15 protein-coding genes are annotated in these 15,548 nt (G+C 47.0%); 2 read left to right on the top strand and 13 right to left on the bottom strand.

Annotated features, from left to right (window positions below; genetic code table 11):
- Nucleotides 1-68 precede the first annotated feature (68 nt).
- The 6 genes from BM184_RS05065 to BM184_RS05040 form a co-directional block, all read right to left on the bottom strand.
- Complete coding sequence (locus BM184_RS05065; protein ID WP_086941612.1) at nucleotides 69-1,859, bottom strand: DAK2 domain-containing protein; 1,791 nt, start codon at nucleotides 1,857-1,859, stop codon at nucleotides 69-71.
- A 39-nt stretch (nucleotides 1,860-1,898) separates the two neighbouring features.
- On the bottom strand, nucleotides 1,899-2,297 hold the full coding sequence (locus BM184_RS05060; RefSeq protein ID WP_086941613.1) for a DUF2177 family protein: 399 nt from the start codon (nucleotides 2,295-2,297) through the stop codon (nucleotides 1,899-1,901).
- A gap of 35 nt (nucleotides 2,298-2,332) precedes the next feature.
- Nucleotides 2,333-3,010, bottom strand: coding sequence for an ABC transporter ATP-binding protein (locus tag BM184_RS05055; protein ID WP_086941614.1), 678 nt, complete (start codon nucleotides 3,008-3,010; stop codon nucleotides 2,333-2,335).
- 12 nt (nucleotides 3,011-3,022) lie between these two features.
- Nucleotides 3,023-4,114, bottom strand: a complete 1,092-nt coding sequence (locus BM184_RS05050; protein ID WP_086941615.1) for an ABC transporter permease — start codon at nucleotides 4,112-4,114, stop codon at nucleotides 3,023-3,025.
- A 33-nt stretch (nucleotides 4,115-4,147) separates the two neighbouring features.
- Nucleotides 4,148-4,591 carry a MarR family winged helix-turn-helix transcriptional regulator gene (locus BM184_RS05045; RefSeq protein WP_086941616.1) on the bottom strand — a complete coding sequence of 148 codons (444 nt, stop codon included), beginning with the start codon at nucleotides 4,589-4,591 and terminating at the stop codon, nucleotides 4,148-4,150.
- Between the two features lie 212 nt (nucleotides 4,592-4,803).
- Nucleotides 4,804-5,412 (bottom strand): superoxide dismutase, encoded by a 609-nt coding sequence (locus tag BM184_RS05040; RefSeq protein WP_086941617.1) that lies wholly within the window; start codon nucleotides 5,410-5,412, stop codon nucleotides 4,804-4,806.
- A 142-nt stretch (nucleotides 5,413-5,554) separates the two neighbouring features.
- Between BM184_RS05040 and BM184_RS05035 the strand changes: the two genes are divergently transcribed.
- Nucleotides 5,555-6,343: a DUF1189 family protein gene (locus BM184_RS05035; RefSeq protein WP_177208542.1), complete on the top strand. Its 789-nt coding sequence runs from the start codon at nucleotides 5,555-5,557 to the stop codon at nucleotides 6,341-6,343.
- 118 nt (nucleotides 6,344-6,461) lie between these two features.
- On the opposite strand, the gene BM184_RS05030 is transcribed toward BM184_RS05035, so the two are convergent.
- Entirely contained in the window at nucleotides 6,462-7,778 is a 1,317-nt protein-coding gene (locus BM184_RS05030) for a DEAD/DEAH box helicase (RefSeq protein WP_375152974.1), read from the bottom strand.
- A gap of 265 nt (nucleotides 7,779-8,043) precedes the next feature.
- On the opposite strand from BM184_RS05030, the gene zwf reads away from it, so the two are divergent.
- Nucleotides 8,044-9,564, top strand: coding sequence for a glucose-6-phosphate dehydrogenase (zwf, locus tag BM184_RS05025; protein WP_086941620.1), 1,521 nt, complete (start codon nucleotides 8,044-8,046; stop codon nucleotides 9,562-9,564).
- A gap of 66 nt (nucleotides 9,565-9,630) precedes the next feature.
- Here the strand turns inward: zwf and BM184_RS05020 are convergent, their stop codons facing one another.
- From BM184_RS05020 to BM184_RS04995, 6 genes are all read right to left on the bottom strand, one after another.
- Nucleotides 9,631-10,593, bottom strand: a complete 963-nt coding sequence (locus tag BM184_RS05020; RefSeq protein WP_086941621.1) for a DHH family phosphoesterase — start codon at nucleotides 10,591-10,593, stop codon at nucleotides 9,631-9,633.
- Between the two features lie 11 nt (nucleotides 10,594-10,604).
- Nucleotides 10,605-11,927: a DRTGG domain-containing protein gene (locus BM184_RS05015; RefSeq protein WP_086941622.1), complete on the bottom strand. Its 1,323-nt coding sequence runs from the start codon at nucleotides 11,925-11,927 to the stop codon at nucleotides 10,605-10,607.
- Nucleotides 11,928-11,950: 23 nt separating this feature from the next.
- Nucleotides 11,951-12,631, bottom strand: coding sequence for a metal-dependent hydrolase (locus tag BM184_RS05010; RefSeq protein ID WP_086941623.1), 681 nt, complete (start codon nucleotides 12,629-12,631; stop codon nucleotides 11,951-11,953).
- Nucleotides 12,632-12,788: 157 nt separating this feature from the next.
- Complete coding sequence (locus tag BM184_RS05005) at nucleotides 12,789-13,610, bottom strand: ZIP family metal transporter (RefSeq protein WP_086941624.1); 822 nt, start codon at nucleotides 13,608-13,610, stop codon at nucleotides 12,789-12,791.
- Between the two features lie 43 nt (nucleotides 13,611-13,653).
- Entirely contained in the window at nucleotides 13,654-14,784 is a 1,131-nt protein-coding gene (gene dinB, locus BM184_RS05000; protein WP_086941625.1) for a DNA polymerase IV, read from the bottom strand.
- Between the two features lie 25 nt (nucleotides 14,785-14,809).
- A complete protein-coding gene (locus BM184_RS04995) occupies nucleotides 14,810-15,454 on the bottom strand; it encodes a metal-dependent transcriptional regulator (protein WP_086941626.1) in 645 nt (214 codons plus the stop codon).
- Nucleotides 15,455-15,548: the final 94 nt, after the last annotated feature.

Here is a 15,548-nt window from a genome sequence, read left to right as displayed (position 1 = left end):
CCGCTTTCCTCATTTTTTCGTTAACAACACAATCGCCAGAGCGCTTAACAAGAAAAGCATTCATCTGATCATTCCTCCTCACACATATACGAAATCGCCACAGTGCCGACTCCGGCACTCATTCCGACGATTGTAGAAATGTTCATGATATATTCAGGTTCCTTTCCCAGCAATGTGACGCTGCGCTTGCGGTATGCTTCAGCTTTTTCGGGATTATTGGCATGCACAATCGCATACCTCGAAAGCTTCTCTTGGGTATTTATTTTTTCCAGCAATCTGAACAGTTTTTTTTCATTCCCTTTTTCGCTGAACGCTTTCTCGGCTATCGAACCTTTGCCTTCCGCATCAATGGAAACGACCGGCTTCAGATTGATCGACATCGCGGCCAGACCCGATACTTTGCTTAAACGTCCGGACCGCACCATGTATTTCAAATTGTTGACACTGACGAAGATATTTGTCCGGTCCCTCAACCGTTCAATCGTTGCGACGATTTCATCGAAAGGTGCTGCTGCCGCAATCATTTCTGCCGCTTTCATGACAAGCAACCCTTCCGCCCCGGAATTCCGCTTTGAATCGATCACAGCGATCTTTTTGCCTTCACGCAGCTTTTTGGAGACAGCATTCCGGAACACACTGTTGGTTCCGCTCTGCTCTTTCGCGACAGTCACAATGATGACTTTATCGTAATGCGAGAGTACCGTTTCCAGATATTTTTCGACAACGATCGGATTCGGTTGCGAACTTTTCGGATATTCGACGGCCTCTTCCAACAACGGATAGAAAAGTTCAGGCGTCATCGTCACCTTATCGAGATAAGAGGTGTTGTCAAAATTCAGATTGAGCGGCAACATATGCACTTGATAGCAATCGAGAATTGCCTGCGGGACGTCCGCTATCGAGTCCGTAATCAGTGCGATGTCGTATTTCCGGTCAAAAGCTGATTCATTCTGCCTGATCATGTCATCCGCCTTCTGCTGCAGAATGATGCCCTTTTTGCGCAAAACCTGGAATATCTGCTCCGGCGCATTGGCATGGATATGGATTCTGGCTTTGCGGTTGTTGCCTGCCACAATCAACGAATCCCCGTAAAGTGCCAGTTCAGCTTTCAATGCTTCCAGATCGATAGCATCCGCTGACAACAGCGCTTCGGTACAGTAGCGGTGGCGTATCTCCCCTTGGCTGTGGATCAATTCTTCATTAAAAGAAAGATCTTCCGATTCTCCGCTGACCTCCAAGTCCAACTTTCCGGTGCGCAAAAAAGCCGCAAATCCTTGCAGAAAGTAGACAAACCCCTTCGCGCCGGAATCAACGACTTTGGAATCCTGGAGCACTTTCAAACGGGAAGTTGTCGCTTCCAAAGATTTGTTGGCCGTGATCAGCGATTTTGAAAACAATTCGGTGAAGGAAGCCGAAAGATCTTTATGGCTGTATACCGCATCCGCCCATTCCCGGATGACTGTGATGATTGTCCCTTCCACCGGATTGGAAATGGCCTGATAGGCATAAGGAACAGCATTTTTGACCGTTTCCGCAAACGAAGGGATGGTGATTGTCTCGTCATCCATCAGACTGAGAAAAATCCCGTTGATGTATTGGGCGATGATGATGCCGGAATTCCCCCTTGCACCCGTCAAAGCAGCATCGGCTATGCTGTTCATCGTTTCCTTGACGGATCCGGAGATTTTCGCCTCCAAAATGATCGCATGCATCGTTGAAGAGAGGTTGCTGCCGGTATCCCCGTCAGCGACCGGAAATACATTGATTTCATTCAGGCTGTTTTTGTTCTTTATGACCTCCTGTGCACCCGACACAAAAGAATTGTAAAGCCTTTCGCTATCCAATGTTGAAATATCCATTGTTCTGCCTCCATCTGCTTCTTAGCCTTTTTTCGTTTTTTAGAGAAATCTTTGTGCCGCAATATACGTGATGCCGGCAGTTGCCGCATTCAGAAAAGTTCCCCAGGCCAAATCGATCAGGGTGATCGTGATCGGCCAATCCTTCAAAGTGGCCAGATTGGTCAAGTCATACGTCGCGTAGGCGACCAATCCGAAAAAACCGCCAGCCAATATGGCATACTGCAGACTTTCTTTCAAAAGGGCCGGATGGATCACAAAAAATACGAGACCGCCTATGAACAAGAGATAAAAGATCAGCGCCGCTGCCCAGTTGACATTCGGAGCCATGAGATGACCCAAGTACTTGCTGTAAATATTTTTGGATAACACTCCCAACCAGACAATATCCACTAAAAAGAACACAAAAAATGTCAGAAAATACAACTTGATGCTGTCCATCTTTTCTTCCTCCTTTTCCGTAATCCTATGTTGTTTCAGCCACTGATTCTTTCAGACAAGATACCATCTTTCATTACAAAGACTTTATCGCAATACGCTATCAGGCGCTCATCATGCGTGACCATGATGGTCGCTTTTTTCTTTAATTTTGTTTCTCGGGCAAGGATTTCCACCACTTCAAATGCCTTTTGCGTGTCCAGACTGGCGGTAGGTTCATCCGCAAGGATAACGGACGGATCATGGTATAGAGCTCTCGCTATGGCGACCCTTTGTCTTTGACCTCCAGATAGGTCACTCGGAAACTTATCCTTCAATTCGAAGATACCCAATTCCTTCAATAATTCATCCCGTTTTTGTTTGTCAACTTTACTCCGTTCAACTTTGTTGGCCAAATGGAGCTGATCCTGGACCGTCAAAAAAGGGACCAGATTTGAGGCTTGAAGAATAAATCCGATCTCTTCAAATCTTAGTTTAGCGCGTTTTTTCTCGGTTACCTCACTGAATGGCTTCCCGTTAATCAGGACTTTTCCGGAAGAAGGTGTCTGCAGCCCTCCTGTGATGGTCAAGAACGTGCTCTTTCCTGATCCGCTCGGACCGATGACGGCGACAAACTCACCGGCCTCTATGGCTATATTCGTCTTTTTAAGCGCGTCTATCTTGAGTTCGCCTTCCCCGAACGACCGGGAAACATCTATCATTTCGATTAATTTCATCTGCTATCTCTCCTATCCGATTGCCTTCAATGGGTCTATTTTAACAACCGCCCTAACGGAAAATACTCCACCGATCATGGCCATGATGACCAACAACGCTGCTATGCCACTCAGAAAATATAAGTTGGTGCGATACGGAACAGCAGCTGGCAAGACTATCGCTGTCGCTCCGGTCAATATCAACCCGATGCCGACTCCGATTGCCGCCAACAGGAACGTTTGGATGACGACTGATTTTGCGATATAACCGCTTGAAATCCCTTGCGCCTTCATGACCCCAAACATACTCGTTTTCTGCAGGGTAAGCACATAGATGAAAATACCGATCACTACTGCCGCAATGACGACCAAAAATCCGATCATCAAACCGAATGTCAACACCTGAGCAGTGTATCCCGGAATTTCATTGATGTAATCCGCAATCGGATATACTTTCAGGTCTTCATTTCCAGAGCCCACACCTGCAATCGTATCATCGATTCCCCGCACTACAATTGCACTGATGCGCCCTTCCTCGGACTCATCAATCTGTTCAAAACGCACATCCTGATAGGAGGATACAGTCGTGTATAAAACCGGCGCAACACTGAACTTAGCATCTTCAGTGAACCCGACTACTTCCACTTCCTTGTCCGATCCTGCCAATTGAAGAACATCCCCTATGACTATGCCCTCCTCTTCCTTCAGACTGATGTCTGCAATGACTTCATCATCATTTTGGAAAGCTCTTCCTTCGATCACTTCAGGCATCAGGAATTGATCCGATTCGATACCGAAAAAAGTTGTGTTGATTTTTGCATCATCGCCTGACGTCCCTTTTTTTCTGATGACATTAGGAGCTATTCCGATTACGGCCGCTTCGTCTGCAACCACCTCATCGATGGCTCCTTTTGGCATCATGGACATATTTATGTTCGTATTCGACTCGTCCGTCAGAATAATGCCGTCCGCATCCCATTTATCAATGCTGGTCCGATTATCCTGTGCCAACCCATAGGCAAGGCCCACCAAGAAGAACACCAAATACGATACCAGCACCATTACTCCAATTATCAATGAAAACCTTGTTTTTGAATGTTTAATTTCTTTCCAAGCTAAAAACATCATTTCAACTCCTTTATTTTTTCATAGACCATACTAGTCTGTGCGCTCCATCGCATTATTCAGCAGCTTCAACTGTTTCATCAAAAACAGGCCATCCACGCCTTCAAGGTCACACTCATTCACTTCGGCCAGAATGGCCAGATGGATCACTTTCTTCGAAGTGACACCTTTTTCACTCAAGGAAACGATCGTAGCGCGCTTGTCCAAAAGAGACGGTTCCTTTGTGAGCCACCCCTGTTTCTCGAGACGGTTCAATATGGGGTTCAACGTCCCGATCCCCATCCCCAAACGATCCCCGATGTGTTTGATCAATATATTGTCCTCATCCCATAAGGCCAGCAGGACCAAATACTGCGGGAATGTCAAATGGAAATCTTTCAAAGCACGGTTATACATTTTGCCGAAACCATTTGCGGCCCGATAAACCTCGAAACAAAGCTGATCCTCAAGCGGCCTATCAAAAATAGATTCCTCCATCCGACTACCGACTCCTTCCCAAATCATCCTCATCGACTAAAATACATCTTGCAAGATATATTTTAGTCGATGGAATCCGGAAAGTAAAACAATCGCACTTGGAAGCGCCGCAAACTTCAGGCTACCCGCCTCCACAATATTATGATAGTAAGAAAAAAGGATTCCGAGCGGGTGCCCTGAATCCTTTAAGTTGATTGCAATAACTTTGTTGCTTATTTTGCAGCCGCCAAACGTCTGTTGACTTCATCCCAGTTCACAAGGTTCCAGAATGCTTTGATGTACTCAGGGCGCACGTTCTTGTAGTTCAAATAATAGGCATGTTCCCATACATCAAGACCCAAAATCGGCGTTTTGCCTTCGCTGATCGGCGAATCTTGGTTTGGAGTCGATGTGATTTCCAATTTACCATCGGAAACTACCAACCAAGCCCAACCTGAGCCGAAACGGCCCACTGCTGCCGCTGTGAATTTTTCCTTCATGGCATCAAAGCTGCCGAACGCTTCTTCGATTCCGTCCTTAACAGCTCCTGTAGGTTCTCCGCCCGCGTTAGGCGCCAAAACTGTCCAGAATAAGCTGTGGTTCGCATGTCCGCCGCCATTGTTGCGCACCGCAGTACGGATGTCCTCCGGAATACTGTTCAAGTCAGCCAATAATTCCTCGATCGTTTTATCAGCCAACTCAGGGTGTTTCTCCAAGGCAGCGTTCACATTCGTAATGTAGGTATTATGATGTTTTTCATGATGCAAGTGCATCGTTTCCTCATCGATATATGGTGTCAAAGCGTCGTACGCATAAGGTAATGCCGGTAATGTAAAAGCCATGTTAAATTCCTCCTAAAATAGTTTAGTGATTTCTGACTGATTTCACTGTATCATCAATTGCTTACTTTATCAAAAATAATGCCTCGAAGCCGTATTAATTTTTGATTGCTAAATGAATCCATTTTCGATAGACTGGATAAGTATGATGCAGAAAGCGGTGATCACAATCTCAATCGTCAGTTTAGTCAAAGACAGTTTTATGGATCCAAAAAAATTGCTGGGGGCCAAGTCTTTAAAAAAGGGCCTTGCCTTTTGGCTCTTCTTCTTGCTCTCACTTACCGTCAGCATCCCCCTGTTTCTGGATGGGTATGCTACGCTGCAAAAATTTTCGGCGGATGCGGGTTTGATTGCAGATAAAATACCTTCATTCACTATTTCGGACAGCGAATTGCAGTTGGATAATTCCACGGAAAAAGGTTTCATTTATAAAACCGATACAGTCCTGTTGGCTTTCGATAGTCAGGAAGTTTACACGCAGAGAGAAATCGAAAAAGAAATGTCATCGCCTGATTTGATTTTGAGCCTTGTCTTTTCAAAAGATGCCTTCACCCTCTACGCGCAAGATGTCTCATTCAGGTTGCCTTATGAGCAGGCAGCTGACATTACCGACCAGTCGTTCCAAAAGTTGCTGCGCAATTTTTCCAGCGACCAACTTTTTTCTGGCGTAATCATGCTTTTGTTCAGTCTTTTCATTTCTTCATTCAGTGTGCTGCTTACACTGATGATAATCGCGCTGTTTGCCAATGTATTGACAGGCTTCATGCGTAAAAAACTCCCGCTCGGCGAAATCCTGAAGATGGCGTTGGTAGCCTCCGTTGTTCCAGTGCTGTTCTTCAGCTTGTTGAACGGATTCGACATCTACCCGATGGTACAGGATGAAGCAATAGCACTCATCGGTGTTTTCTATTTCTACAAAGCCCTTAAGGATTAACAGAAAAAGAGGCCGCAGCACATGATCGAAAGATCATTTTGCTGCGGCCTCTTTGATTATATTGTTGGCTAGCTACACGGGTAAGCCCTTAACGAAACCGTTCCGCTTTTCTTATCTTTTACCCGTGGCTACGGGTTTTGCTTGCTCTTCTTTTGCGTTTCTGCTGGCTGGCGATATTTTCTTTCAATTTGCGTTTGTAGCCAGGCTTCACTTGTTTCTTAGCTTTGTTTACCATTCCGCGGATCCGGTGATCGGGTTCCAATTGACTCGGAGCGTTTCTCATCTCACGGCGTTTTCTTTCGTAGGTTTCGACCAGCTGACCTTTTTCGATGGTTACTGGTTTGAAAACAATACCGTATTTCTCCAGCTCGTCGATGGCTTTTTCCTCACCCGGTGCGTACAACGTGATCGCAGTTCCTTTTAGGTTGCTGCGTCCCGTCCTGCCCGTACGGTGTACGAAAAATTCCATGTCCTTCGGCAACTCATAGTTGATGACGTGCGAAACACCTTCGATGTCGATGCCGCGTGCCGCCAAATCGGTAGCCACCATGAATTGGTACTCCAGATTATGGACTCTTCTCATGATGCGTTTGCGCTCACGAGCCGGAACATCGCCATGCAATACAGCAGGCTGAATACCACGTTGTCTCAGTCCATCAGCGATTTCCTCGGCATTTTGTTTTGTATTGGCAAAAATCAATGCCAGATACGGTTCTCCCATTGTCAACACTTGGTACAGAACATCAATTTTTGCTTGGCCTTTAGTGGACAGCAACAGATTATCGATTGCTGGCGCAATGATATGTTCCGGTTTCAACTGGACAACTACAGGGTTTTCGACGTATTTCTTCAGGAACCCCTTCAGTTTCTCTGGAATCGTAGCGGAGAATACCAGCATCTGGAGTTTCTCCGGCAAACGTCCGGCAATCTGGTCGACATCATGCAGGAAGCCCAGATCCAGTGTCATATCCGCTTCGTCAATGACCATTTTGGATGCAGTATGGATCTTCAAGGCCTGTTCATTGATCAGATCAAGGATCCTGCCGGGAGTCCCGATGACGATATGCGGTTGGTTGTTGGTCAGTTTCGCCATTTGACGTTTTTTGTCTGTGCCGCCTACGTAGCTGACGATACGGATTTCCTCGGGCGCGTTTGAGACCAGTTGACTGGCTGTCTGATACAGTTGTTCAGCTAGCTCACGGCTAGGTGAAGTGATGACAACTTGGACTTCATTTTTTGATGGATCGATGGCATCGATCAGGGGCAGCAAGAAGCTATGGCTTTTTCCTGTTCCTGTCTGCGATTGACCAATCACGCTCTTGCCGGTTCGAATGATCGGGATAATTTGTTTTTGGATATCGGTCGGTTCTTTGAAATTCAATTTGCTGATTGCCTCCAGCAAAAATGGCTTCAATTGAAAGTCTTTAAATTCCACGTTAACACCTCTTGTTTTTCTTCTGCGTATTTTATGCCTTACCATTATAACACACGCGTAAGGTTTAAACCTTAATTTCAAATAAGAATGTGAAAATCGAGCCCATAAATTTATTCGCAATATATTTACACAAACGGACGAAAGCACCCCGTCAAAGACACCATGGATATGAAAACGGACGCTTTCTTTCATTGCCAACAGTAAATGATAATAGTATAATGATATAATGAATTAAAATCTAATCATAATAAAAGGGGGGCATGTAATGATTACCCAAAATACTGCTCTATTCACTATTTTTGGAGCAACTGGTGATTTGGCTCACCGTAAACTGTATCCATCATTATTTCGCTTATACAAAAAAGGATTCATCAAAGATAATTTTGCCGTTATCGGAACCGCGAGGCGGGACTGGTCTGACGAACATTTCCGTGAAGTGGTTCTCGATTCCATCAAAGATTTGATTGAGGATAAGGAAGACGCTGTTTCTTTTGCGGCCCATTTCTATTACATCGCCCACAACGTCAACGACTCGGAACACTACGTCAAATTGAAGGTCTTGTCCGAATCCTTGGATGCCAAGTATTCGCTGTCAGGAAACCGCATTTTCTATTTGGCGATGTCCCCTGAATTTTTCGGCATCATTGCTGAAAAATTGAAAGAACAAAAATTGATCACAGAAGACGGATTCAACCGTTTAATCATCGAAAAACCTTTCGGGCGCGATTTCGAATCTGCGGATGCGCTGAACACAAAGCTGCGTAAATCGTTTGACGAAAACCAAATTTTCCGTATCGATCATTATTTGGGCAAAGAAATGGTGCAGAACATCTCTGCTGTCCGATTCTCGAATATGATTTTCGAATCGTTGTGGAACAACAAATACATCGACAATGTTCAAATCACCCTCTCCGAAACTGTGGGCGTGGAGGAACGCGGTGCTTACTACGACAACAATGGCGCTTTGCGCGATATGGTGCAAAATCATATCCTTCAGATCGTTGCTTTGTTGGTTATGGAACCGCCGCTGTCTTTGCAAGGCGAAGATGTCCGTTCCGAGAAAATCAAGGCGCTTCGTTCCCTGCGTCTGTACAAAACACCGGAAGAGGTCAACCGCAACTTCATTCGGGCCCAGTATGCCGGGAACCCCGCAAAAGCTTTGCAAGCTTATCGCGAGGAACCTAACGTCGATCCCGCTTCATCAACAGAAACCTTTGTGGCCGGCAAAATATTAGTGGATAACTTCCGTTGGAAAGGTGTCCCCTTCTACATCCGAACCGGCAAACAAATGGCTTCAAAAGAAACCTACATTCATATCCAGTTTAAACATGTATCGATGAATATCTTCCCTACAGAAGGCGTCGACGAAATCGCTGAACCGAATGTACTGACCATCCATGTTTCACCGCTGGAAGGCTTCTCCTTACGCCTGAACGCCAAACGGGTCGGCCAAGGAACTGAGATGAAGAACATCCGCATGCACCACATCTACGACGAGGAAACGCAGGCAAACAGCCCTGAGGCCTATGAGCGCCTCTTATTGGATTGCTTGAACGGCGATCCGACGAACTTTTCCCATTGGGATGAAGTAGCCCAATCTTGGCATTTCGTTGATGAAATCCGCAAAGTTTGGGATGCCCAAGAAGATTGCACGGATACCCTTTTCGCCTATGAAAGCCACTCAATGGGACCAAAAGAAAGTGACGCTTTGCTTGAGCAGGACGGATTCAGCTGGACTGAATTCAATTGGAGCCAAAGTTACAAAGAAAAACAGGAAAACGAATAAAACTAAAGGCCGGACAAAAGCGTCGTTTCGCTTCTGTCCGGCCTTTTTCGATTCAATTCTGCTGCATCAATGCGTATTCTGCCATTCGATCGCCAACTCTTCCAATTCCAAAATGATGTCGTTTATTTCCGACTCATCCTTAGCGTTCGCTCCGCTCGCAAGCGGGTGGCCGCCTCCGCCATGCCGTTTGGCGACTTCATTGATGATCGGGCCTTTTGAGCGCAATCGGCAACGATAGGTACCGTTCGGTTGCTCCACAAAAATTCCCCAGCATAAAACGCCCTCAACGGTGCCCGGCAAAGGGACAACCGGTGCGGTGTCGCTGTCGACGGCACCGAATTTCCCAAGAATTTCTTGGGAAAGGATGATGCTGGCAACACCGACGTCATTGATCGTCAAACTCTGCAGGACAAAGCCTGATAAATTGGCCGTTTTCAAAGAATTCGTGTTCATCATCTGACTGATATCCGACGCGGAAAAATCAAACTGCATCAGTTTCGAAGCTATCTCCATTGTCACTGCCGTAGTCGCCGGATAAAGGAATCTGCCGGTATCGCCGACGATACCGGCATACAACAGTCGCGCCGCTGCGTCATTCATCGGCAGCTTACCCCCAGTTGAAAAGGAAATTTTTGCGATGATTTCGCTGCTGCTGCTGGCTTGCGTCTCCACAAGGCAAATATCTCCGTAGGGATCTTCATTCGGATGATGATCGATTTTGATCAAATAATCCCCTTTGACAAAACGTTTGTCGCTGACTCTCGGTTGATTCGCGGTATCCGTGACGATCACCAAGGCACCCTCATAGGCTTCATCCGGGATGCTGTCCATGCTGCCGAGGTAGGAGAGGCTGTCTTCGTTTTCGCCGGCAACGAAGACTTTTTTCTCAGGATAGGCTTGCCTGATCAAGCTGGCGAGACCATTCTGCGAACCCAACGCATCCGGATCCGGACGCAGGTGCCGATGGATGATGATGGTGGTATATTCTTGAATCTTGTTGACTATATCTGCATAAATCGGATTTCCCACTCGCTTACCTCCTAGGATTTTTCCATCAGCTGGCAAATGACGATCGCTTTGCCGACCAATGAATTTTCTAAATAAACTTCGACATCCAGTTTGGATGATCGTCTGCCCAACTCCAACATTTTCGACCGAATCTCAATGACACTGTCTATCTGTATCATCTTCAAATGATAGATGTCCATCTGCTCGATCACCGCATTCCGTTTCTGTAAGGTATACAAGATTTTCTTGGTCGTGCTCGCCAACACTTCGCTCAGCACCCCGAACGACACCGTCCCCAGACTGTTCGTCATTTGAGGTGTGATCCTGAAACTATAGGAAGGCAAAGCATGCCCTTCTTCAGAGCTGATCAAAGACAAGTTTTCGACGACTTGGTCCTCAATCGTATTGCCGACCTGCGGCTGACGCTGTGCAAGCTGCATGGCCTTCATGACATCCTGGCGGGAAATGATGCCGAGCAGCTGCAGATTATCTTTCACCACCGGCATCACTTCCAAGCCATCCCAGATCATCCGGTGCGCCACGCTCGCTACACTCATGTGCGTTTTTGCGACTATCGGATCCCGGGTCATTACCCGTTCCAGCGAAAGTGTATCTGCTTTTCCAAGGATGTCCTTCGCAGTGATGATTCCCACAAGCCGCATATTATGATTGACGATCGGGAAACGCGAGTGGGTGCTTTCGGTATTGAGATTGCGGTACTGGAAAACGGTATCGTCCAATGAGAGAAATTTCGTCTCATCAATCGGGGTGTAGATATCCTCCACCAGCATAATTTCCTTTTTGATCAATTGATCCGTCATGGCACGGTTGATCATTGTCGCCACGGTGAAGGTGTCATAGGTCGTGCGCAGGATCGGCATTTCGACATGATCCGCCAAATGGACGATGCTCTCATCCGTGTCGAACCCCCCCGTGATCAGGACCGCCGCCCCCTTCTCCAATGCGAATTCTTGGATATCATTCCGGTTACCGACGATCATCAGCGATCCGGGCGAAATGTATCGCTCCATGGCTTCGCGTTGCATTGCACCAATAATGAATTTGCTCAAGGTCTTGTCCAGGCCTTTCTTGCCGCCCAAAATATCCCCATCGATGATTTTGCAGATTTGGCCGAAAGTCAGCGTTTCGATGTTCTCTTTCGACTTGCGTTCGATCCGGATGGTGCCCACACGTTCGATGGTTGAAACCAGTCCGATGTTCTCGGCATCCTTGATGGCCCGGTAAGCTGTCCCTTCAGACATGTTCAAATTTTTTGCTATCGTGCGGACGGAAAGCTTTTCCCCGACCGGCATCGTTTCGATGTATTGAATGATTTGCTCGTGTTTCGTTGCCATAGTGTACTCCCTTACTTTCTCTCTTATAGTGAAATGAAATCCCCCGGTTGCATGATGAGACCGACCCCATCATCCAAAAGGGACAGGAACTCATTCGGATCCTGTTTGATCAACGGAAAAGTGTTGTAGTGGATCGGAACCGCGATTCGGGGTTTCAAAAACGTAACCGCTTTGGCGGCATCTTTCGGCCCCATTGTGTAGTTGTCCCCGATCGGCAGAAACGCAACATCGATCGGATAATCTTCCCCTATCAGCTTCATATCGGAAAACAGCGCTGTATCGCCCGCATGATAGATCGTTTTCCCTTCAGCGTTCAGGATGATCCCGCTTGCCAATCCAAACGTATACGGCAAGCCATCGACAGTCATGGCCGACCCATGGATTGCTTGCGTCAGTTTCACATACCCGAAGTCGAACAGATGCCCCCCTCCCGGTTGCATGCCATGTGTACGGAATCCTTTCGAGGCAAAATAGCCAGCTAGTTCAACCGTCGAAATAATCAGCGGATGTGTTCTGTGCGCGATCTTCTCTGTATCACCGACATGATCACCGTGTCCATGAGTCAACAGGATCACATCGCATGGAACCGTGTCCGGATCCAGATCGCTAAGTGGGTTCCCAGTTATAAACGGATCGATCAGCAGATGCTTTCGTCCCGCTGTTTCAATGCATACGCAGGCTTGCCCGTGAAAAGATATTTCCATACGGTTCCTCACCTTTCTCTGTAACGAAAAACTGTATTATTCAGTGTTCATCGTATCATGAAACAGTTTATTAGTACAACTAAAAGCGAGCGATATTATTTTGTTTTGCCTACATTAAAAAGCCTTCCGCATGGAAGGCCTTTTAATGTATTCTTCATCATCCTAAAGCAACGTCAAGGACCATCATGACCGTGAAGCCGACCATAAGTCCCATCGTGGCAATATCGCTGTTGCCGTTCGTTTGCGACTCCGGAATCAGTTCCTCGACGACAACAAAGATCATGGCTCCAGCTGCGAATGCGAGCGCGTACGGTAAAATCGCGCTCATCGATATTACGGCGGCTGCCCCGATGACGGCTGCGACCGGTTCAACGATGGCAGAAAGTTGGCCGTAATTGAAGGCTTTCAACCTGCTGTTTCCATCAGCCCGGATCGGCATGGACAAGGCTGAGCCTTCGGGTATGTTCTGGATGCCGATACCGATCGCCAATCCGATTGCGCTCAATAACGTATTGTCCTGGGATATCCCTGCTGCGACCGCTCCAAAACCGACTCCGACTGCCAATCCTTCCGGAATGTTATGGATTGTGATCGCAAGGAACAGCAACAGGTTTCGGGAAGCCTGTGTCTGCGGCCCTTCCCGGTTTTCCATCGGTTCACCCAAATGCAGATGGGGAACGATTTTATCAGTCATGCGCAGGAATACACCACCCAACAAAAATCCGACCGATGCGGGAACCCACGCCAAGACGCCGTAGCCATTCTCCTCGGCATGGGAAATGGATGGTGCCAATAACGACCAGAACGATGCCGCTATCATGACCCCGGCAGCGAAGCCGCTCATGACGTCAAGGACTTTGCGATTGACGGATTTGAAGAAAAACACAAATGAGGCACCGATGATGGTACAACCCCAAGTGAACAATCCGGCTATGAATGCTTGCATAACAGGATTTAATTGACTGAATGACTCTAACATGATTTTTATCTCCCCTTTATAATGTAATAATGAATGATTTCTGTTACAGATGCGACGTGTCCCATAATGGCAACTGAATGTTCTCGTAATGGATCGGGTCAAGCTGTGTGATGGTAATCCCCAATAAACGCACATGCCTTTCTATCGTGCCGTGGTCCAACCAAAGTTCCCAGGCATGATGGAAAATATCCTCCGCTAGGGAAAAATGATCGATACGGGTTTTCCTTCTGGTTATGGTATCGAAATCGGCATAGCGGATCTTCAACACAATCGATCGACCGTGCAGTTTGCTGTTATGCAACGCTCCTTGTACAGCCAGAGCGATTTCTTTCAGCTCCACTCTGACCTGCTCCTCATCAGTCAGGAACAGCGTAAAGGTGTGTTCTTTCCCGATCGATTTCCTTTCCCTGTCGGGCTCCACCACGCGGTTGTCGATGCCTCGGACCCGTTGATAGAGGATATATCCATGCTTGCCGAATTTAGAAAGCAATTCACTTTGATCAAAAAGATAGAGGTCCTCTCCGGAATGGATGCCCAACAGCTTCATCTTTTCGACGGTCTTCTTGCCGACGCCATAAAATTTTTCGATAGGCAACTCCCGCAAAAAGCGGGCTGCATCGTTTGGTGCGATCACGGTCAAGCCAGCCGGTTTCTGAAAGTCGGAAGCAATCTTTGCGATGAACTTATTGTAGGAAACACCGGCCGAGCAGCTAAGGCCGGTTTCCTGCCAGACCTCTCTTTGGATTCTTCGGGCAATCATGGTCGCACTCGACAGATTCTGCTTATTCTTGGTGACATCCAGATAGGCTTCATCGAGCGACAAAGGTTCAATCAAATCGGTATAGCGCGCAAATATTCCCCTGATCTGTCGGGAAACGGCCTTGTAATGACTCATTCGCGGAGAAATGAAGATGGCTTCCGGGCAGAGTTCAAATGCCTTCTGCGCACTCATCGCCGAGTGGATCCCGAATTTCCTGGCGGCATAATTGGCCGTGGTCACAACCCCTTTGCGACCGGTCTCTCTCGGATGATTCGCTATAACGATCGGTTTGCCGCGATGTTCCGGATGGTCCCTTTCCTCGATCGAAGCGTAGAAGGCATCCATATCCACATGGATAATCTTCCTGCTTTTATCATTTTCGGGCTCCTTAAAGGTCAAGATCCCAATCTGCATACTGTTCTCCTTATTTTAACCGGATTCATTGCACATAAATTTTACTTGCAGCTTTGAAGCTGATTTGGTAGGACTGGTGATTCTGCGCCTCAAAGGTATAAGGGCCTTCGTACGGCTCCACATTTGTCAAGAGATAGGGTACGCTTAACTTTACATCCTTATTTAGCAGATACGCCAGAAATTCCTGATCGTCATCAACTTCCCTGATGATGAAGCGGCTACCGGCTTCCAGTTCGATCAATGGTTTGCTTTCATAAACCTCTATCCGGCCCTCTTTGTCGGGTATCACGCCACCATGCGGATCATATTTAGGAAAACCTAAATAGGCATCCAGCCTGTCGATCAAGCGATCCGAGGAGACATGCTCCAGCAGCTCTGCCTCTTCATGTACTTCGTCCCAGTTGAAATCCAATTTTTCCGAGAGGAACACTTCCCAAAGTCGATGTTTCCGGATCAGCTTATTTGCGATCAATTGGCCTTTTTCGGTGATCTGCACACCTTGGTATGGGATGTGGCTGATCAGGCCATCCTTAAGTAACTTGACGGACATTTCGGTCACAGAAGCGGCAGATACGGATAAGGCCTGCCCGATCTGCTTATTATTGACAAGCTGTTTGTCTCCACCCAATTCCATGATTACTTTCAGATAATCCTCTTTGTGCGGCGTCATGCGCTCCCTCCTCTTTTTAGGTTAACCTAAACTATATTTTATATTATACGACAAACTGGTTTGATTGCAAGACTAAAACCTAAAATGGCCCGTT

The organism is Trichococcus pasteurii, assembly GCF_900112935.1.
In the GTDB taxonomy this organism is placed as follows: Bacteria; Bacillota; Bacilli; order Lactobacillales; family Aerococcaceae; genus Trichococcus; species Trichococcus pasteurii.
Note: the sequence above shows the minus strand (reverse complement) of the source record. Positions and strands in the feature narration are given on the sequence as shown.

Coding starts and splice junctions, on each gene's coding strand:
- BM184_RS05065 (WP_086941612.1), bottom strand. CDS start 1,859: ATGGATATTTCAACATTGGATAGCGAAAGGCTTTACAATTCTTTTGTG.
- BM184_RS05060 (WP_086941613.1), bottom strand. CDS start 2,297: ATGGACAGCATCAAGTTGTATTTTCTGACATTTTTTGTGTTCTTTTTA.
- BM184_RS05055 (WP_086941614.1), bottom strand. CDS start 3,010: ATGAAATTAATCGAAATGATAGATGTTTCCCGGTCGTTCGGGGAAGGC.
- BM184_RS05050 (WP_086941615.1), bottom strand. CDS start 4,114: ATGTTTTTAGCTTGGAAAGAAATTAAACATTCAAAAACAAGGTTTTCA.
- BM184_RS05045 (WP_086941616.1), bottom strand. CDS start 4,591: ATGGAGGAATCTATTTTTGATAGGCCGCTTGAGGATCAGCTTTGTTTC.
- BM184_RS05040 (WP_086941617.1), bottom strand. CDS start 5,412: ATGGCTTTTACATTACCGGCATTACCTTATGCGTACGACGCTTTGACA.
- BM184_RS05035 (WP_177208542.1), top strand. CDS start 5,555: ATGATGCAGAAAGCGGTGATCACAATCTCAATCGTCAGTTTAGTCAAA.
- zwf (WP_086941620.1), top strand. CDS start 8,044: ATGATTACCCAAAATACTGCTCTATTCACTATTTTTGGAGCAACTGGT.
- BM184_RS05015 (WP_086941622.1), bottom strand. CDS start 11,927: ATGGCAACGAAACACGAGCAAATCATTCAATACATCGAAACGATGCCG.
- BM184_RS05010 (WP_086941623.1), bottom strand. CDS start 12,631: ATGGAAATATCTTTTCACGGGCAAGCCTGCGTATGCATTGAAACAGCG.
- BM184_RS05005 (WP_086941624.1), bottom strand. CDS start 13,610: ATGTTAGAGTCATTCAGTCAATTAAATCCTGTTATGCAAGCATTCATA.
- dinB (WP_086941625.1), bottom strand. CDS start 14,784: ATGCAGATTGGGATCTTGACCTTTAAGGAGCCCGAAAATGATAAAAGC.
- BM184_RS04995 (WP_086941626.1), bottom strand. CDS start 15,454: ATGACGCCGCACAAAGAGGATTATCTGAAAGTAATCATGGAATTGGGT.